The 17,851-nt window shown below is 67.6% G+C and carries 14 protein-coding genes; 9 read left to right on the top strand and 5 right to left on the bottom strand.

The annotated features are described in order from the left end of the window. The first annotated feature begins 7 nt into the window (after positions 1-7). Positions 8-217, top strand: coding sequence for a Fe-S cluster assembly protein IscX (gene iscX / locus HWX39_RS18525; RefSeq protein ID WP_011352557.1), 210 nt, complete (start codon positions 8-10; stop codon positions 215-217). Between the two features lie 121 nt (positions 218-338). Here iscX and HWX39_RS18530 read toward each other — a convergent pair whose 3' ends face one another. The 5 genes from HWX39_RS18530 to HWX39_RS18550 all read right to left on the bottom strand — a co-directional run bounded on the left by HWX39_RS18530 (position 339) and on the right by HWX39_RS18550 (position 7,072). Continuing rightward, positions 339-1,070: a glycine zipper 2TM domain-containing protein gene (locus HWX39_RS18530; protein ID WP_175969439.1), complete on the bottom strand. Its 732-nt coding sequence runs from the start codon at positions 1,068-1,070 to the stop codon at positions 339-341. Between the two features lie 348 nt (positions 1,071-1,418). After that, entirely contained in the window at positions 1,419-2,945 is a 1,527-nt protein-coding gene (lysS, locus tag HWX39_RS18535) for a lysine--tRNA ligase (RefSeq protein ID WP_175969440.1), read from the bottom strand. A gap of 81 nt (positions 2,946-3,026) precedes the next feature. Further along, positions 3,027-4,131, bottom strand: a protein-coding gene (gene prfB / locus HWX39_RS18540; RefSeq protein ID WP_105392842.1) for a peptide chain release factor 2 whose coding sequence is annotated in 2 segments (ribosomal slippage) — positions 3,027-4,049 and positions 4,051-4,131 — 1,104 coding nt in all. Because the reading frame shifts where the segments join, the coding sequence is not laid out codon by codon here. A 152-nt stretch (positions 4,132-4,283) separates the two neighbouring features. Further along, on the bottom strand, positions 4,284-5,981 hold the full coding sequence (gene recJ / locus HWX39_RS18545; RefSeq protein WP_175969441.1) for a single-stranded-DNA-specific exonuclease RecJ: 1,698 nt from the start codon (positions 5,979-5,981) through the stop codon (positions 4,284-4,286). A gap of 14 nt (positions 5,982-5,995) precedes the next feature. Then, positions 5,996-7,072: a regulator gene (locus HWX39_RS18550; protein ID WP_175969442.1), complete on the bottom strand. Its 1,077-nt coding sequence runs from the start codon at positions 7,070-7,072 to the stop codon at positions 5,996-5,998. 150 nt (positions 7,073-7,222) lie between these two features. Between HWX39_RS18550 and HWX39_RS18555 the strand changes: the two genes are divergently transcribed. The 8 genes from HWX39_RS18555 to eno all read left to right on the top strand — a co-directional run bounded on the left by HWX39_RS18555 (position 7,223) and on the right by eno (position 17,790). Continuing rightward, complete coding sequence (locus tag HWX39_RS18555; RefSeq protein WP_089461262.1) at positions 7,223-8,476, top strand: lipoprotein-releasing ABC transporter permease subunit; 1,254 nt, start codon at positions 7,223-7,225, stop codon at positions 8,474-8,476. A gap of 55 nt (positions 8,477-8,531) precedes the next feature. Next, positions 8,532-9,227 (top strand): lipoprotein-releasing ABC transporter ATP-binding protein LolD, encoded by a 696-nt coding sequence (gene lolD / locus HWX39_RS18560; protein WP_034174517.1) that lies wholly within the window; start codon positions 8,532-8,534, stop codon positions 9,225-9,227. Between the two features lie 67 nt (positions 9,228-9,294). After that, entirely contained in the window at positions 9,295-10,083 is a 789-nt protein-coding gene (locus HWX39_RS18565; RefSeq protein WP_175969443.1) for a TatD family hydrolase, read from the top strand. Between the two features lie 57 nt (positions 10,084-10,140). After that, positions 10,141-12,624 (top strand): DNA internalization-related competence protein ComEC/Rec2, encoded by a 2,484-nt coding sequence (locus HWX39_RS18570; protein ID WP_175969444.1) that lies wholly within the window; start codon positions 10,141-10,143, stop codon positions 12,622-12,624. 240 nt (positions 12,625-12,864) lie between these two features. Beyond that, positions 12,865-13,710, top strand: coding sequence for an alpha/beta hydrolase (locus tag HWX39_RS18575; RefSeq protein ID WP_175969445.1), 846 nt, complete (start codon positions 12,865-12,867; stop codon positions 13,708-13,710). A gap of 180 nt (positions 13,711-13,890) precedes the next feature. Continuing rightward, complete coding sequence (locus tag HWX39_RS18580; RefSeq protein ID WP_175969446.1) at positions 13,891-15,549, top strand: CTP synthase; 1,659 nt, start codon at positions 13,891-13,893, stop codon at positions 15,547-15,549. Next, positions 15,546-16,400, top strand: a complete 855-nt coding sequence (kdsA, locus tag HWX39_RS18585) for a 3-deoxy-8-phosphooctulonate synthase (RefSeq protein ID WP_175969447.1) — start codon at positions 15,546-15,548, stop codon at positions 16,398-16,400. Before HWX39_RS18580 ends, kdsA begins: the two co-directional genes overlap by 4 nt. A gap of 106 nt (positions 16,401-16,506) precedes the next feature. Further along, on the top strand, positions 16,507-17,790 hold the full coding sequence (gene eno, locus HWX39_RS18590) for a phosphopyruvate hydratase (protein ID WP_011352544.1): 1,284 nt from the start codon (positions 16,507-16,509) through the stop codon (positions 17,788-17,790). The last annotated feature ends 61 nt before the right edge of the window (positions 17,791-17,851 follow it).

The following is a 17,851-nucleotide window of genomic DNA, read 5'->3' on the forward strand; positions in this document are numbered from 1 at the left end:
GCAGGCGATGAAATGGACCGATTCGCGTGAAATAGCCATTGCGCTGGCGGACAAGCACCCGGACATCGACCCGCAGCGGATCAACTTCGTCGACCTGCGCCAGTGGGTGCTTGAACTCGACGGCTTCAATGACGATCCGACGCACTCCGGCGAGAAGATCCTCGAGGCGATCCAGGCACACTGGATCGACGAATCGGATTTCGACGACGAAGATTGAGCGCGGCGTGTGCCGCAATGGCGTACGCCGGCTCAAATGAGAAAACGGCTCGTGAGCGATCGCCTACGAGCCGTTTTCGTTTTCAGGTCGCTTGCCCGTACGGCGCGTGGGCAGCGGGCGCTTACGCGCCGACCAGCGTGCCGTTCTCGATCCGCACGCGCTGGCCCTGACCGAACGGTGGCGGGTTGTGGTACGTGAACGTGCGCGTCGCGCCGCTTTCCATTTGTACCTGCACCTGATAATCGGTTTCCGCGCGTACCTGCTTCTCGACCTGGTTGCCGGCGAGACCGCCGCCCAGCGCGCCGATGATCGTCATCGCGGTGCGGCCGTTACCGTGGCCGAACTGGTTGCCGAGCAGGCCGCCGGCAGCCGCGCCGCCAACGGCGCCGATCCCGGAGCTCTGCCCCGGCGTGCGCGTCTGCGTGATCGCGACGACCGTACCGCAGCTCTGGCAGTAGGCCGCCTGGGCAGGCGCCGACGGCTGTTGCGCGTATTGCGGCGGCTGCGGCGCCGACGTGTGGCGGCGGTGCGTCGTCGCCGGGCGCGGCGCGGGTTTCGGCTCGGCCTGTGCGATGGCGGCCTTCTGCTGCGCGGCGGCCTGTTCGGCCGCCTGCTGTTGCGCCTGCGCGGCCAGCGCGGCGCTGGCGGCCGCGGCCGTATCGACGGCCGGCTGCGATGCGATCAGCGCGGCCTGGGTCTGGCCGTTCTGTTCGTTGCTGCTGCTGGCCTTCGGGAACACGCCGGTGATCGCGGCGGTCGCCGCGAGGCTGGCGACGATGACGGCACCGGCGGCGGTGGCGATGAGCGGGTGGAGGCGTTGCTTTTGCGGCGTGGTCTGATTCTCGTTGTCCATTTTTTTCTCCGATGTCGATCCGGCTCGGTATTGCGGCGCCGGGCCGGTTCCCACGCTGCGGGCTCGCGCAGACTTGGCGTTCCTGCGCCTCGTTCTGGTCCCGTGGTTATGCGTGGTGACGCAAGAGGAGTGTCGTCCACCGGCAAGCGGCGCGCCGTATCAAGGTGTAACGAATTGCAGCAGCGCGCCGACGGCTGTGGCAGGGAAAACCCGAGGGAGGCCGTCGCGACGAGGGGATAAAACGGGGGAGGATCGAAAGCCGGCGGACGCCGGCTGGCGGGATTTACGCGTCGTTACAAAGCTGACGCGTGCGCGCCGCAGGGCGCGGCGCACACGCGGGTGCCGCGATCAGTCTTCGTGGCGCAGATGCGGGAACAGCAGCACGTCGCGGATCGTCGGGCTGTCGGTCAGCAGCATCACGAGACGGTCGATGCCGATCCCGCAGCCGCCGGTCGGGGGCATCCCGTATTCGAGCGCGCGGATGTAGTCGGCGTCGAAGAACATCGCTTCCTCGTCGCCCGCATCCTTCTGCTCGACCTGCTTCTTGAAGCGCGCGGCCTGGTCTTCCGGATCGTTCAGCTCCGAGAAGCCGTTCGCGATTTCGCGGCCGGTCATGAACAGCTCGAAACGCTCGGTGATGCCCGGCACCGTATCCGATGCGCGTGCGAGCGGCGACACTTCGACTGGGTAGTCGATGATGAAGGTCGGCTCCCACAGCTGCGCTTCGGCCGTTTCCTCGAACAGCGCGAGCTGCAGCGCGCCGACACCCGCGTTCAGGAACGCCGGCTGCGACACGTCGACGCCGAAGCGCTTCAGTTCGGTGCGCAGGAACGCGTCGTCCGACAGCTGGCCGTCGGTGTACTCCGGTGCGTACTTCTGGATCGCCTGCGTGATCGTCAGGCGATGGAACGGCTTCGCGAGGTCGAGTTCACGGCCCTGGTACTGGATCGTCGCGGTGCCGAGCGCATCGATCGCCGCCTGGCGGATCAGTTGCTCGGTGAAGTCCATCAGCCAGCGATAGTCGGTGTACGCGGCGTAGAACTCCATCATCGTGAATTCCGGGTTGTGACGCGGCGACACGCCTTCATTCCGGAAGTTACGGTTGATTTCGAACACGCGTTCGAAGCCGCCGACGATCAGGCGCTTCAGGTACAGTTCCGGCGCGATGCGCAGGAACATCTGCATGTCGAGCGCGTTGTGGTGCGTGACGAACGGCTTCGCGGCCGCGCCGCCCGGGATCGGGTGCAGCATCGGCGTCTCGACTTCCATGAAGTCGGCCGAATCCATGAACTTGCGGATCGACGCGATCGTCTTGGTGCGCGCGCGGAACGTGTCGCGCGTTTCCGGCGTGACGATCAGGTCGACGTAGCGCTGGCGGTAGCGCATTTCCTGGTCCGACAGGCCGTGGAACTTGTCCGGTAGCGGGCGCAGCGCCTTCGACAGCAGGCGCAGTTCCTTGCACTGGACCGACAATTCGCCCTTGTTGGTGCGGAACAGCACGCCGCGCGCGGCGACGATGTCGCCGAGGTCCCACTTCTTGAATGCGTCGTAGGTTTCCGCGCCGACGTCGTTCGGCGTCACGAAGAACTGGATCTGGCCCGAACCGTCCTGCACCGTCGCGAAGCTCGCCTTGCCCATCACGCGCTTGAGCATCATGCGGCCGGCGACCGACACCTCGACCGGGTTCGCTTCGAGCGCGGCCTTGTCCGAGTCGGCGAATGTCGTCTGCAGATCGGCCGCGTGATGCGTCGGGCGGAAATCGTTCGGGTAGGCGACGCCTTGCTCGCGCAGGGCGCGCAGCTTCTCGCGGCGCTCGGCGATGATCTGGTTTTCGTCCGCGGTGACGGCGGGCTGCGTTTGGGTCGGTTCGGTCATGATGGTCGGAATTCGGAGTAGTGCGGCAACGCAAACGGGAAGGGCAAGGGGGCGCGACCCGGCAGGGTCGCGCCGCGGCGCTTACACGCCCTGTTTGAGGCTCGCGCTGATGAAGTCGTCGAGGTCGCCGTCGAGGACGGCTCGCGTGTTGCTCATTTCGACGTTCGTGCGCAGGTCCTTCACGCGGCTCTGATCGAGCACGTACGAGCGGATCTGGTGGCCCCAGCCCACATCGGTCTTGCTCGATTCGAGCTTGTCCTGTTCGGCCTGGCGCTTGCGCATTTCAACTTCGTACAGGCGCGATTTCAGCATCGCCATCGCTTCGGCGCGGTTGCGGTGCTGCGAGCGGTCGTTCTGGCACTGCACGACGATACCGGTCGGCATGTGCGTGATCCGCACCGCGGAGTCGGTCTTGTTGATGTGCTGGCCGCCCGCGCCCGATGCGCGGTACGTGTCGATGCGCAGGTCTGCCGGGTTGATCTCGACTTCGATCGAGTCGTCGATTTCCGGATACACGAACACCGACGAGAACGACGTGTGGCGGCCGCCCGACGAGTCGAACGGCGACTTGCGCACGAGGCGGTGGATGCCCGTTTCGGTGCGCAGGAAGCCGTATGCGTATTCGCCCGACACCTTGACCGTCGCGTTCTTGATGCCGGCGACGTCGCCGTCGGACTCTTCGAGCACTTCGGCCTTGAAGCCCTTGCGTTCGCAGTAGCGCAGGTACTGGCGCAGCAGCATCGATGCCCAGTCGCACGCCTCGGTGCCGCCGGCGCCGGCCTGGATGTCGATGAAGCAGTTGTTCGGGTCGGCCGGGTTCGAGAACATCCGGCGGAACTCGATGTCGCCGACGCGTGCCTCGAGCTTCGCGGCGTCTTCTTCCGACGCGACGAGGGTGTCCTCGTCGCCTTCCTCGCGGGCCAGCTCGAACAGGTCGAGCGCGTCGCGCAGGTCGCTATCGAGCGCGGTGAGCGTCGTGACGACGCCTTCGAGCAGCTTCTTCTCGCGACCGAGCGCCTGGGCGTTCTTCGAATCGTTCCAGACGTTCGGGTCTTCGAGTTCCTTGTTGACTTCGGTCAGACGCGCAGCTTTGGCGTCGTAGTCAAAGATACCCCCGGAGCTCGCCTGCGCGGTTGCGCAGGTCGAGCAGGGAGCTTTCGATCGCGTTGAGACGTTCCGCTTCCATGATCGCTCGCTATTCTTGCTTCGTAAAAAAGCGGAATTATAGCCGATCGGCAGGGTTGCCCGGTGGCTCAAACCGTGCCTGCCCGCGCGCGGCGGCGGCGTCCGGCGCGGCGCGCATGCGTCGGCGGGCATCGCGGGCCGTGCGGCCCGCGCTCAGCCGGCTGCGTGTTCGACGATCAGCTGGACGCGCGTGACGCCGTTCCACGTGTCGGCGACGAGGCGATACGCGATCAGTGCGCTCGCCGGCAGCGGGTCGGTATGGTTGAACCAGATCGCGTTGAAGCGCTGGCGGCCGCGCGCCAGCTGCAGCTTCAGGTGCTTTTCCTTCACGAGCGACTGCGACACGACGTCGAATTCGCCCGAGAAAAGCGGGGCCGGAAAACCCTGCCCCCAGACGGCCTCGTCGAGCAGCCCGACGAACTGCGGCGTGAAGTACGCGTCCTCGAGTTCGCCGTCGGTCTCGATCACGCGGGCAAGCGCGTCGTCGGACAGCCACTCGCGCGCAACGGCCTCGAACGCGGCCGCGAAGCGTGGCACGTTCTCGGTGTCGAGCGTGAGGCCGGCCGCCATCGCGTGGCCGCCGAACGCGACGATCAGGTCGGGCTCCCGTTTCGACACGAGGTCGAGCGCGTCGCGCAGGTGGAACCCGGGAATCGAGCGGCCCGAACCCTTGACCCGCTTGCCTTCCTCGTCCGCGTGCGCGAACGTGAACGACGGGCGGTGGAATTTTTCCTTGAGCCGGCCGGCGACGATGCCGATCACGCCCTGGTGCCACGCGGGGTTGAAGAGGGTGATCGTGCACGCGTCGGCAGGATCGACATCGGCGAGATCGGCGAGCGCCTGCTGCTGCATGCCGGCCTCGATCTCGCGGCGTTCGCGGTTCATCACGTCGAGCTGCTGCGCGAGATCCCACGCGCGGCCGATGTCGTCGGTGATCAGGCACTCGATACCGAGCGACATGTCGGAGAGCCGCCCGGCGGCGTTCAGGCGCGGGCCGAGGCCGAAGCCGAGATCGAAGCCCGATGCCGTGCGCGCCTCACGCGCGGCGGCGCGGAACAGCGCTGCGACGCCCGGCTGCATGCGGCCGTTGCGGATGCGCTGCAGCCCCTGCGCGACGAGCACGCGGTTGTTGCCGTCGAGCCGCACGACGTCGGCGACGGTGCCGAGCGCGACGAGATCGAGCAGGCCGTCGAGGCGCGGCTCGGCTTCCTTGCTCGCGAAGGTGCCGCGGCGGCGCAGCTCGGCGCGCAGCGCGAGCAGCACGTAGAACATCACGCCGACGCCGGCGAGGTGCTTGCTCGGGAACGCGCAGCCGGGCTGGTTCGGGTTGACGATCGCGCGCGCGGCGGGCAGCGCGTCGCCGGGCAGGTGGTGATCGGTCACGAGCACGTCGATGCCGCGTGCGTTCGCGGCTTCGACGCCCGCGACGCTCGCGATCCCGTTGTCGACGGTGATCAGCAGGTCGGGCTTGCGCGCGGCGGCGAGTTCGACAATCTCGGGCGTGAGGCCGTAGCCGTATTCGAAACGGTTCGGCACCAGGTAGTCGATCTGCGCGCCGAACATCCGCAGCCCGCGCACCGCGACCGCGCAGGCGGTCGCGCCGTCGCAGTCGTAGTCGGCGACGACGAGCAGGCGCCGCTTGTCGGCGATTGCATCGGCGAGCAGCGATGCCGCGTCGGCGCAGCCTTTCAGCTCGGTGGGCGGAACGAGCCGCGCCAGTGCGGTCTCGATGTCGGCGGGGGACTGCACGCCGCGCGACGCGTACAGGCGCGCAAGGACGGGATGCAGGCCGTGGCGCGCGAGCACTTCGGCGTCGGCGGGCGCGACGGGGCGGGTAACGATCCGGGTCATACGGGGTCTGCTTGTTATTCGAACAGGGAGGCCAGCGCGCGGCGGCGCCAGAACTTGCGCAGGTCGCCGCGCGTCGCGTGCAGCGTTACGGAACTCGTGTCGCCGCACAGCGTGAAATCGACGCTCGCGAGCTCGCCGTTGCGCAGGGCGGCGAGGGCCGGCGCGAACCAGTCGCGCTCGAGCGCGGCGAGTCCGTCGTGCCAGCGCGCCCAGTCCTGTGCGATGAACGGGGTGGTCAGCGCCGGCAGTTCGACGAGCGTCGCGCCTTCGGCGGCGGGCAGCGTGCCGAACGCGGCCGGCGGCGCACCGGCGTCGGCTTGCGCGGCGCGCGCAAGGCCGAGCGCCGCGGGCGAGGCGGACAGCACGCGCGCGAACGGCTTGCCGACCGGCTTCAGCGTGCCTTGCGCATGGAACCAGATCGAATTGACGGCCGGCAGGCCACGCGCCTCGCGGGCCTCGTTAACCGGGTGCTGGAACCACGCCATCTGCACTTCGTTCTGCAGCTTCATCCACATCCGCGAGCGCTCGCCCGTATGTGCCTCGTGCGGCAGCCAGATCTCGATGTTGCGTCCGCTCGCGCGCAGCGGCGCGGCGCCGGCGAGGCGGACGAGCTGCTCGCTCGACAGGTACCAGCGTGACGGGTTCGGCGCCTCGAGCCGGACGCCGAGTTCCTCGATCAGCGGCCGCGCGACCGCGAGCAGCGCGGCTGCGTCTCCTTCGTCGAGCGCGAGGGCCGCCGGATCGACGAGCACCAGGTGATCGTGCGCGATTTCGACGTGGACGGGCTCGACGCAGGCCCACGCGTGTGCGCCGGGGTCGCCGCCGTCCGCCAGCAGCATGTAGGGCGCGAGCGGCGCCTCGTCGGCGGCGTTGCCGTGGGTTGCGCCGAACTGGCGGGCCAGCCAGCGCTCGTGCGGCAGCGTGCGCTGGAAGTCCTCGCCGGTCACGCGCTCGACGAGGCTCGCGCGGGCGAGCAACTTTTCGAGCGCGGGGCTGTCCAGCGTGTGCAGGGACGAGGCCGCGTCGGCCGCCGACGGCAGCGCGAACGGAACGAGAAAATGGAGGCGTCGGTCGTGCATGATGGTGCGCATTGTATGGCAAACTGCGCGCGTGATCGGGCCGGCTGACGGCCCGTTCGCGTCCGGCGGCCGTTTTTCGACCGTGCCCGGGCCGGTGGCCGCCACCGGGCGGCGGTCCGGCCGCGGGGCGCCTCCCCGCCGTAACCAGCAGAAAGGATTCGCTTGAAACTTCCGTACGAATGGCAGATCGGCTGGCGCTACACGCGCGCCGGCAAACGCACGACCGGTAACGGCTTCATTTCCTTCATCGCGCTCGTGTCGATGCTCGGGATCGCGCTCGGCGTCGCGGCGCTGATCGTCGTGCTGTCGGTGATGAACGGCTTCCAGAAGGAGGTGCGCGACCGCATGTTGTCGGTGCTCGCGCACGTCGAGGTGTTCTCGCCGACGGGCTCGATGCCCGACTGGCAACTGACCGCGCAGGAAGCGCGCCGCAATCCGTCGGTGATCGGCGCGGCGCCGTACGTCGACGCGCAGGCGCTGCTTACCCGCCAGGACGCGGTGAGCGGCGTGATGCTGCGCGGCGTCGAGCCGACGCTCGAGCCGCAGGTGTCGGACATCGGCAAGGACATGAAGGCGGGCCAGCTCGGCGCGCTCGTGCCGGGCCAGTTCGGCATCGTGCTCGGCGATGCGCTCGCGGGCAACCTCGGCGTGACGGTCGGCGACAAGGTCACGCTGGTCGCGCCGGAAGGATCGATCACGCCGGCCGGCATGATGCCGCGGCTGAAGCAGTTCACGGTGGTCGGCGTGTTCGAGTCGGGCCACTACGAATACGACAGCACGCTCGCGATGATCAACATCCGCGATGCCGAGGCACTGTTCCGGATGACGGCACCGACCGGCGTGCGGCTGCGGCTGAAGGACATGCAGAAGGCGCCGGATGTCGCGGTCGAGCTGTCGCATACGCTGTCGGGCAGCCTGTACATCCGCGACTGGACCCAGCAGAACAAGACGTGGTTCTCGGCCGTGCAGATCGAGAAGCGGATGATGTTCATCATCCTCACGCTGATCATCGCGGTGGCCGCGTTCAACCTCGTGTCGTCGCTCGTGATGACGGTGACCAACAAGCAGGCCGACATCGCGATCCTGCGCACGCTCGGCGCGCAGCCGGGATCGATCATGAAGATCTTCGTCGTGCAGGGCGTGACGATCGGCTTCGTCGGCACGGCGTCGGGCGTCGCGCTCGGCTGCCTGATCGCGTGGAGCATCCCGTGGCTGATCCCGATGATCGAGCACCTGTTCGGCGTGCAGTTCCTGCCGCCGTCCGTGTATTTCATCAGCGAGCTGCCGTCCGAACTCGTCGCGAGCGACGTGATCCGGATCGGGCTGATCGCGTTCGCGCTGTCGGCGGTCGCGACACTCTATCCGAGCTGGCGCGGCGCGAAGGTGAAGCCGGCGGAGGCGCTTCGCTATGAATGATCGCGCGACCGCATTCGCGGATTCACGACAACACAACAGACAGGATTCGGCAGGTATGCAGGAATACGTGCTTCAGGCGCGCGGGATCACGAAGGCGTTCGTGCAGGGCGGCTTCAACGTGCAGGTGCTCAACAATACCGAGCTGACGGTACGGCGCGGCGAGAAGCTCGCGGTCGTCGGTGCGTCGGGTTCCGGCAAGAGCACGCTGCTGCATGTGCTGGGCGGGCTCGACGAGCCGAGCGCGGGCGAGGTGTCGCTGCTCGGCAAGCCGTTTACGCAACTCGCCGAGCGCGAGCGCAACGAACTGCGCAACCGCGCGCTCGGCTTCGTCTACCAGTTTCATCACCTGCTCCCCGAGTTCACCGCGCTCGACAACGTCGCGATGCCGCTGCGCATCCGCCGGATGACGACAGAGGACGCACGCGAGCAGGCCCAGGCGATGCTCGAGCGCGTCGGTCTCGGCCCGCGTGCGAAGCACCGTCCGGGTGAGCTGTCTGGCGGCGAGCGGCAACGCGTCGCGATCGCGCGCGCGCTGGTCACGAAGCCCGCGTGCGTGCTCGCCGACGAGCCGACCGGCAACCTCGACGGCACGACGGCCGATACAGTGTTCAACCTGATGCTCGAACTGTCCGAGACGCTCGAAACGAGCTTCGTGATCGTCACGCACGATCCCGATCTCGCCGCGCGCTGCGACCGCATCATGCGGCTGCGCGACGGCGTGCTGCACGAGGAGCCGGCGCTGCCGGTGTAAGAAGCGAACGCGCTTGGCCGGCTGCCGGGTTCGTCCCCGTGCGGCGCCAGGGCGCAGGACTGCCGCCATGTGGATCGACACGCACTGCCATCTCGACGCCGCCGAGTTCGACGCCGACCGCGACGCGGTCGCGCTTGCGGCGCGCGCGGCCGGCGTGTCGCGCATCGTGATCCCGAGCGTCGGGCGCGACAACTTCACGACGGTGCGCGAACTCGCGCAACGCACGCCGGGCGCGGCTTATGCGCTCGGCATCCACCCGATGTATACGCCACGCGCACGCGACGAGGATCTCGACCTGCTGCGCATGGAGATCGAGGCGAGCGTCGACGATCCGCGCTTTGTCGCGATCGGCGAGATCGGGCTCGACTATTTCGTGCCGGGGCTCGACGAAGACCGGCAGCAGTACTTTTACCAGGGGCAACTCAAGCTCGCGCGCGAATTCGACTTGCCCGTGCTGTGCCATGTGCGCAAGTCGCAGGATCGTGTGCTCGCCGGGCTGCGCCGTTTCGGCGTGCGGCGCGGCATCGCGCATGCGTTCAACGGCAGTTTCCAGCAGGCCGAAGCGTATCTCGCGCACGGGCTGCATCTCGGCTTCGGCGGCAACGTCACCTTCACGCGTGCGCTGCAGATCCGCCGGCTCGCGGCGCAGTTGCCGCTCGAGGCGATCGTCGTCGAGACGGACGCCCCCGACATCGCGCCCGAATGGGCCTACAAATCCCGCAACACGCCCGATCAGGTGCCGCGCATCGGCGACGCGCTTGCCGAATTGCGCGGGATCGACGCCCGTTCACTTGGCCTATCCACTTCGGCTAACGCGCTCGTCGCGTTGCCGCGACTCGCACTTTCGTCCGCATAATCGTTGCCGGAAGGCGCCGCATTCTCAATGACGGTGCCGGGTCGACGAGGAGGTGCGATGCGCGTGTGGTGGATCGCGTTCGCGCTCGGCGTGGTCGTACTGCAGCGGCAGGCGGCGCTGCCGGGTGCGCTCGCATGGACGATCGGTGCGGCCGTGCTCGCGGGCTGCGTGGTGCTGGGCGCGTGGAGCATGCGCCGCCGGCGCACGCGTACGACCGTCGCGTTTGGATGGATGCTGTGCGCGCTCGCGGCCTGCGTCGTCGGGTTCGGCTATGCGGCCGCACGGGCCGAATGGCGGTTGGACGACAGCCTGCCCGTCGAGTGGGAAGGGCGCGACATCGTCGTTACGGGCGTGATTCGAGGGCTGCCCGTGGTCGACGAGACAGGCGCGCGGCTGCTGTTCGCGGTCGAGTCGAACGATGCGGGGGTGGTCCGCTTTCCGCCGTTGATCAGGCTGTCGTGGCGCGCCTATGGCACAGCCGCGACACGCGACGCGCTGCCCGATCTGCGCGCCGCACAGCGCTGGCGTTTCGTCGTGCGCCTGAAGCGCCCGCATGCCGAGGCCAATCCCGGCGTACGCGACAGCGAGGCGGCGTGGCTTGCCGCAGGCATTCGCGCGATCGGTTATGTCAGCGCGCCCCGGCGAGCGGTATTGCTCGATGCGCGCGCATCGGGATGGCGTGCGTCGATCGATCGGCTGCGCGACGCGCTGCGCGCGCGTATCGGCGAGACGCTGGGAGACGACGCCGGTCATCGCGGCATCGTCGCCGCGCTCGCGATCGGCGATCAGTCGGGCATTGGCGACGACGACTGGCGTGCGCTGCGCAGCACGGGCACGAGCCACCTTGTCGCGATCTCGGGTCTGCATGTCGGGCTCGTCGGCGCGATCGCGGGCGGCCTCGTGTCGATGGTCTGGCGCCGTCTGCGCTGGCGCGCACGGGCCGCGACCCTCGTGCTGCCGGCACCGTACGCGGCCGCGCTCGCCGCGCTGGCGGCCGCGGCCGGCTACGCGGCGCTTGCCGGCTTCAACGTGCCGGCGCAGCGCGCGTGGTGGATGATCGCGGCCGGCGGCATCGCGTACCTGGCCGGGCGCAGCGTACCGGCTTCCGCGGTGCTGTGCACGGCGCTCGGCGGCGTGCTGCTTGCCGATCCGTGGGCCGTGCTGTCGGCCGGATTCTGGTTGTCGTTCGGGGCGGTTGCCGTGATCCTGCTGGCCGTCGCCGGCTGGCGTGCCGCGCGCGAGGTCGACGTGGAAAGCGAGGAGGGTACCGGTGCGGCCGGTTTGTCGAGCCGGTTGCGCGCGTGGGGGGCACGCGCCGGGCGCCGTATCGCCGAGGCCACGCGCGTGCAGTACGCGGTGACGATCGGTCTCGCGCCGTTGACGGCCGCATGGTTCGCGCAGATGTCCCTGTCGGGACCGTTCGGCAACGCGTTCGCGATTCCCTGGGTCAGCTCGGTCGTCACGCCGGTCGTGCTGGCCGGCATCGCGCTGCCCGCGCCGCTCGATGCATATGCGTTCCGGCTTGCGCACGCGGCGCTCGAACCGATGATGACGTTGCTCGGGCACCTCGCCGACTGGCCGGCCGGCGTGTTCTGGCTGCGCATGCCCGACTGGCCGGTGCTGGTGCTCGCCTGCGTGGGCGTCGCATGGGCGCTGATGCCGCGCGGCTGGCCCTTGCGCTGGGCGGCCCCGCTCACGTGGCTGCCGCTGGTCGCGCCGGCAGCCGATGCGCCGCCGCCGGGCGGCTTCCGGCTGACCGTTCTTGACGTCGGGCAGGGCGCGTCGGTGCTGGTGGAGACCGCGCGGCGAACCTTGCTGTTCGATGCCGGGCCGGGAGCGGAGTCGACCCATGCCGGCGCACGGATCGTCGCGCCTGCGTTGCGTGCACGCGGCATCGCGGTGATCGATTCGCTCGTGCTCAGTCACGCGGATGCCGATCACGCGGGCGGCGCACCGGCCGTCTATGCGGCGGCCGACGTGCGCCAGTTGCTGGCCGGCATCCCGCCGAAGAGCCGGCTGTGGCGCGAGGCGGCCGCCGTCGGCGTGGCCGACCGTCTGCCGTGCGCGACCGGGCAGCGCTGGACCTGGGACGGCGTCGTCTTCATGATGCTCTGGCCATCGGGCGGCCCGGGGACGGGCGCGTCGAACGGGCAATCGTGCGTGCTGCGCATCGACGCGGGCGGCACGTCCGCGCTGTTGACGGGGGACATCGACGCACGCGCAGAACGCCAGCTCGCGGACGCCGCACGCGACGCGCTGGCCGCGCAGATCCTGGTCGTTCCGCACCACGGCAGCCGCACGTCGTCGGTCGAGCCTTTCCTCGATTCGGTCGGGCCGCGCGTCGCAGTATTTCCTGTAGGCTATCGCAATCGTTTCGGGCATCCGCATCGCACGGTTCTCGCCCGTTACGCGGCGCGCGGAATTCCGCTGCCGCGCACCGATCGAGATGGCGCGGTGCGGTTCGACGTCGCGCCGGCCGACGGCGGGTTTGCGTTCGAGCGTCATCGCGACGTTCGCCGACGGTACTGGATGGATCGGTGAGCGCGGCGAGAGCCGGCGTATCGGGAAACGCGGCCCGGGATCCGCGCACGAAGCCGAAGCATGGGCCCGGCAGGCCGCGAAGCGTAAGGCCGGAGGAGGCGCTACAGCACCCACCCCGGCCGACAGCGAAGCATGGGGGCGAGAGTCGGTGCTAAAGCGCCAACTCCCGCCAACAGCGAAGCATAAGACCGGAGTAGGCACTAAAGCGCCCACTCCGGTCGACAAAGGAGACATCGGCGTTTGAAGGACATCCTCCATTTCTCGCATGCGAACGGCTTTCCGGCGTCGACGTACAGGACGATCTTCGCCGAACTGGCCGACGACTACGAGCTGCGCTACATCGAACGGATCGGCCACGACCGACGCTACCCGGTGACGCGCGACTGGCCGCATCTCGTCGAGCAACTGCTCGACGACATCGGCAGCCGCTACGAGCGTCCCGTGTGGCTCGTCGGCCATTCGCTCGGCGGCTACCTGTCGCTGATGGCTGCGCTGAAGAAGCCGCAATGGGTGCGCGGCGTCGTGATGATCGATTCGCCGATCATCGCGGGCTGGCGCGCCGGCGCATTGCGTGCGAGCCAATGGGCGGGGCTCGACGAGCGGCTGTCGCCGGCTGCCGCGACGCGCAACCGGCGCACGCGCTGGGCGAGCCGTGACGAAGCCTGGCGGCACTTCCGCGAGAAACCGGCGTTCGCGCGTTGGGACGAACGGATGCTGGCCGACTACATCGACTACGGGATTCCTCAGGCCGGCGCCGACGGCGAGCGGGCGCTCGCGTTCGACCGGCAGGTCGAATACCTGATCTACCGGACGCTGCCGCACACGCTCGGCCCGCGGCTCGCGCACGGCGCGCCGGTGCCGCTCGGTTTTCTCGCCGGCACGCGGTCGCGCGAGGTGCGCCAGGTCGGGCTCGATGCGACGCGCCGCGCGGCGCGCGGCCGCGTCGAATGGCTGGAGGGCAGTCACCTGTTCCCGATGGAGCGGCCGCTCGAGACCGCCCGCGCATTGCAGCGGATGCTGAATTCGCTGAAGGCGGCCGAGGGTGAGGTGTCACAGGGCGTCACCCCGCTCGCGAAGCGCGCCTGACGCACGATGCGGCGGCCGGGCGCGCGCTCCCGGCACGCACGGTTGCACCGGCCGGCGGGCGGCTTGGCCCCGGCGCGCACGGCCGGTTCGGGTTGCGGGAAAGGGCGCGATCATCGAGTCAATTGCTGAGAGAAGGGCGGGCTTTACGGTATAATCCGTTTTTCCCGCGAGCATCCAGCGATGACCAAATATGTTTTCGTCACCGGCGGCGTAGTTTCTTCCCTTGGCAAGGGTATTGCCGCCGCTTCCCTCGCCGCGATCCTTGAATCGCGCGGTCTGAAAGTCACCCTCCTCAAACTCGATCCCTACATCAACGTCGACCCCGGCACGATGAGCCCGTTCCAGCACGGGGAAGTGTTCGTGACGGAAGATGGAGCGGAGACCGACCTCGACCTCGGCCACTATGAGCGCTTCATCAGCACGAAGATGCGCAAGGCCAACAACTTCACGACCGGCCAGATCTACGAATCGGTGATCCGCAAGGAACGCCGCGGCGACTATCTCGGCAAGACCGTGCAGGTCATTCCGCACATCACGAACGAAATCCAGGCGTTCATCGAGCGCGGGGCCGCGTCGGCCACCTGCGGTGAGCCGGACGTCGCGATCGTCGAGATCGGCGGCACGGTCGGCGACATCGAATCGCTGCCGTTCCTGGAAGCCGCACGCCAGATGAGCCTGCGCCTCGGCCGCAACAGCGCGTGCTTCGTGCACCTGACGCTGGTGCCGTACGTCGCGACGGCCGGCGAACTGAAGACGAAGCCGACCCAGCACAGCGTGCAGAAGTTGCGCGAGATCGGCATTCTGCCGCACGTGCTGCTGTGCCGCGCGGATCGCCGCATTCCTGACGACGAATCGAAGAAGATCTCGATGTTCTCGAACGTGCCGGAAGACGCCGTGATCTCGGTGTGGGACGCCGACAGCATCTACAAGATTCCGCAGATGCTGCACGACCAGGGCCTCGACCGCATCATTTGCGAGGAACTCAAGCTGTCGCCGAAGGACGCCGACCTGACCATGTGGTCGCAGCTCGTCGAGAAGCTCGAGAACCCGAAGCACGAAGTGACGATCGGCATGGTCGGCAAGTATGTCGACCTGACCGAGTCGTACAAGTCGCTGATCGAAGCGCTGCGCCATGCATCGCTGCACACGTCGACCAAGGTCAACATCGAATACATCGACTCGGAAGAGATCGAGACGAACGGCGTCGACAGCCTGAAGCACCTCGACGCCGTGCTGGTGCCGGGCGGTTTCGGTCGTCGCGGCACGGAAGGCAAGATCGCAGCGATCCGCTATGCGCGTGAAGCCAAGGTGCCGTATCTCGGCATCTGCCTCGGCATGCAGCTCGCGGTGATCGAGTTCGCGCGCGACGTCGTCGGCCTGAAGCAGGCGAACAGCACGGAATTCGAACCGGACACGCCGGAACGCGTGGTCGCGCTGATCACCGAGTGGTACGACCGCGACGGCAAGGTCGAGACGCGCACCGAGGAATCCGATCTCGGCGGCACGATGCGCCTGGGTTCGCAGCGCTGCCCGATCAAGCCGGGCACGATGGCGGAAGAAATCTATGGCAAGGACGTGAACGAACGCCATCGCCACCGTTATGAAGTCAATAACCGCTTCGTGCCCCAGCTCGAAGCCGGCGGCCTTATCATCAGCGCCCGTACCCCGAGCGAGGATCTGCCGGAAATGATGGAATTGCCGCGTTCGATGCACCCGTGGTTCGTCGGCGTCCAGTTCCACCCGGAATTCACGTCCACCCCGCGTGACGGCCATCCGCTCTTCAAGTCATTCGTCGAAGCTGCGCTTGCCAACAAGCAAGCGCGCGGAGTGCAAGCATGAAGCTGTGCGATTTCGAGGTCGGTCTCGACCAGCCTTTCTTCCTGATCGCGGGTACCTGCGTCGTCGAATCGGAGCAAATGACGATCGACACGGCGGGCCGCCTGAAGGAGATCTGCGCGAAGCTGAACGTTCCGTTCATCTACAAGTCGTCCTACGACAAGGCGAACCGCAGCTCGGGCAAGTCGTTTCGGGGCCTTGGAATGGACGAGGGCCTGCGGATTCTTTCCGAGGTGAAGCGCCAGCTCGGCCTGCCGGTGCTGACCGACGTGCATTCGATCGAAGAGATCGAGCAGGTCGCGTCGGTCGTCGACGTGCTGCAGACGCCGGCCTTCCTGTGCCGCCAGACCGATTTCATCCATGCGTGCGCGCGCTCGGGCAAGCCCGTCAACATCAAGAAGGGCCAGTTTCTCGCGCCGCACGACATGAAGAACGTGATCGACAAGGCGCGCGAAGCGGCGCGTGAAGCGGGGCTGTCGGAAGACCGCTTCATGGCGTGCGAGCGCGGCGTCTCGTTCGGCTACAACAATCTGGTGTCGGACATGCGTTCGCTCGCGATCATGCGCGAGACGAGCGCCCCGGTCGTGTTCGACGCGACCCACTCGGTGCAGCTGCCGGGCGGGCAGGGCACGAGCTCGGGCGGCCAGCGCGAATTCGTGCCGGTGCTCGCACGTGCGGCGGTCGCGACGGGCGTCGCGGGCCTGTTCATGGAGACGCACCCGAATCCGGCCGAAGCAAAGTCGGACGGCCCGAACGCGGTGCCGCTGAACCGGATGGGTGCGCTGCTGGAGACCCTCGTCACGCTCGACCAGGCGGTGAAGCGCAATCCGTTCCTGGAAAACGATTTCAATTAAAGATCGAATGAACCTTGCGACGGCTTCGCGCGTCAGTAGCGAAAGCGGTTCACGCGCGCGCGCCGTCGCAGTTTGAAGAATCCATCGTCATTCTCAGAGGAAACCCATGAGTGCAATCGTAGATATCATCGGCCGCGAGATTCTGGATTCGCGCGGCAACCCCACCGTCGAATGCGACGTGCTGCTCGAATCGGGCACGATGGGCCGCGCGGCGGTGCCGTCGGGCGCGTCCACCGGCTCGCGTGAAGCGATCGAACTGCGCGACGGCGAAGCCGGCCGCTACAACGGCAAGGGTGTGCTGAAGGCAGTCGAGCATATCAACACCGAAATCTCCGAAGCCATCATGGGCCTCGACGCGTCGGAACAGGCGTTCCTCGACAAGACGCTGCTCGAGCTGGACGGCACCGACAACAAGTCGCGCCTCGGCGCGAACGCGATGCTGGCCGTATCGATGGCCGTCGCGAAGGCCGCCGCCGAAGAGGCAGGCCTGCCGCTATACCGCTACTTCGGCGGTTCGGGCGCAATGCAACTGCCGGTGCCGATGATGAACATCGTCAACGGCGGCGCGCACGCGAACAACAGCCTCGACATCCAGGAATTCATGATCGTCCCGGTGAGCCAGCCGACGTTCCGTGAAGCCCTGCGTTGCGGCGCAGAAGTGTTCCACGCACTGAAGAAGATCCTGAGCGACCGCGGCATGAGCACGGCAGTCGGCGACGAAGGCGGCTTCGCGCCGAACTTCGGCAGCAACGACGAGTGCCTGTCGACGATCCTGCAGGCGATCGAGAAGGCCGGCTACCGTGCAGGCGAAGACGTGCTGCTCGCGCTCGACTGCGCGGCATCCGAGTTCTACCACGACGGCAAGTACCAGCTCGCGGGCGAAGGCCTGCAACTGTCGTCGGCCGAATTCACCGATTACCTCGCGACGCTTGCCGACAAGTTCCCGATCGTGTCGATCGAGGACGGCATGCACGAAAGCGACTGGGAAGGCTGGAAGCTGCTGACCGATCGCCTCGGCAAGAAGGTTCAGCTGGTCGGCGACGATCTGTTCGTCACGAACACGCGCATCCTGAAGGAAGGCATCGAGAAGGGCATCGCGAACTCGATTCTCATCAAGATCAACCAGATCGGTACGCTGACCGAAACGTTCGCGGCAATCGAAATGGCGAAGCGCGCAGGCTACACGGCCGTGATCTCGCACCGCTCCGGCGAAACGGAAGATTCGACGATCGCGGACATCGCGGTCGGCCTGAACGCCGGTCAGATCAAGACGGGTTCGCTGTCGCGCAGCGACCGTATTTCGAAGTACAACCAGCTGCTGCGCATCGAGGAAGATCTCGGCGACATCGCAAGCTACCCGGGTAAATCGGCTTTCTATAACCTGCGCTAACGCGCTACTATCGGGTTCGTCATATCGACGCCGCTCTGTGCATGTGCGCGGAGCGGCGCTT

Source organism: Burkholderia sp. BCC0322, assembly GCF_902833045.1.
Taxonomy (GTDB): Bacteria; Pseudomonadota; Gammaproteobacteria; order Burkholderiales; family Burkholderiaceae; genus Burkholderia.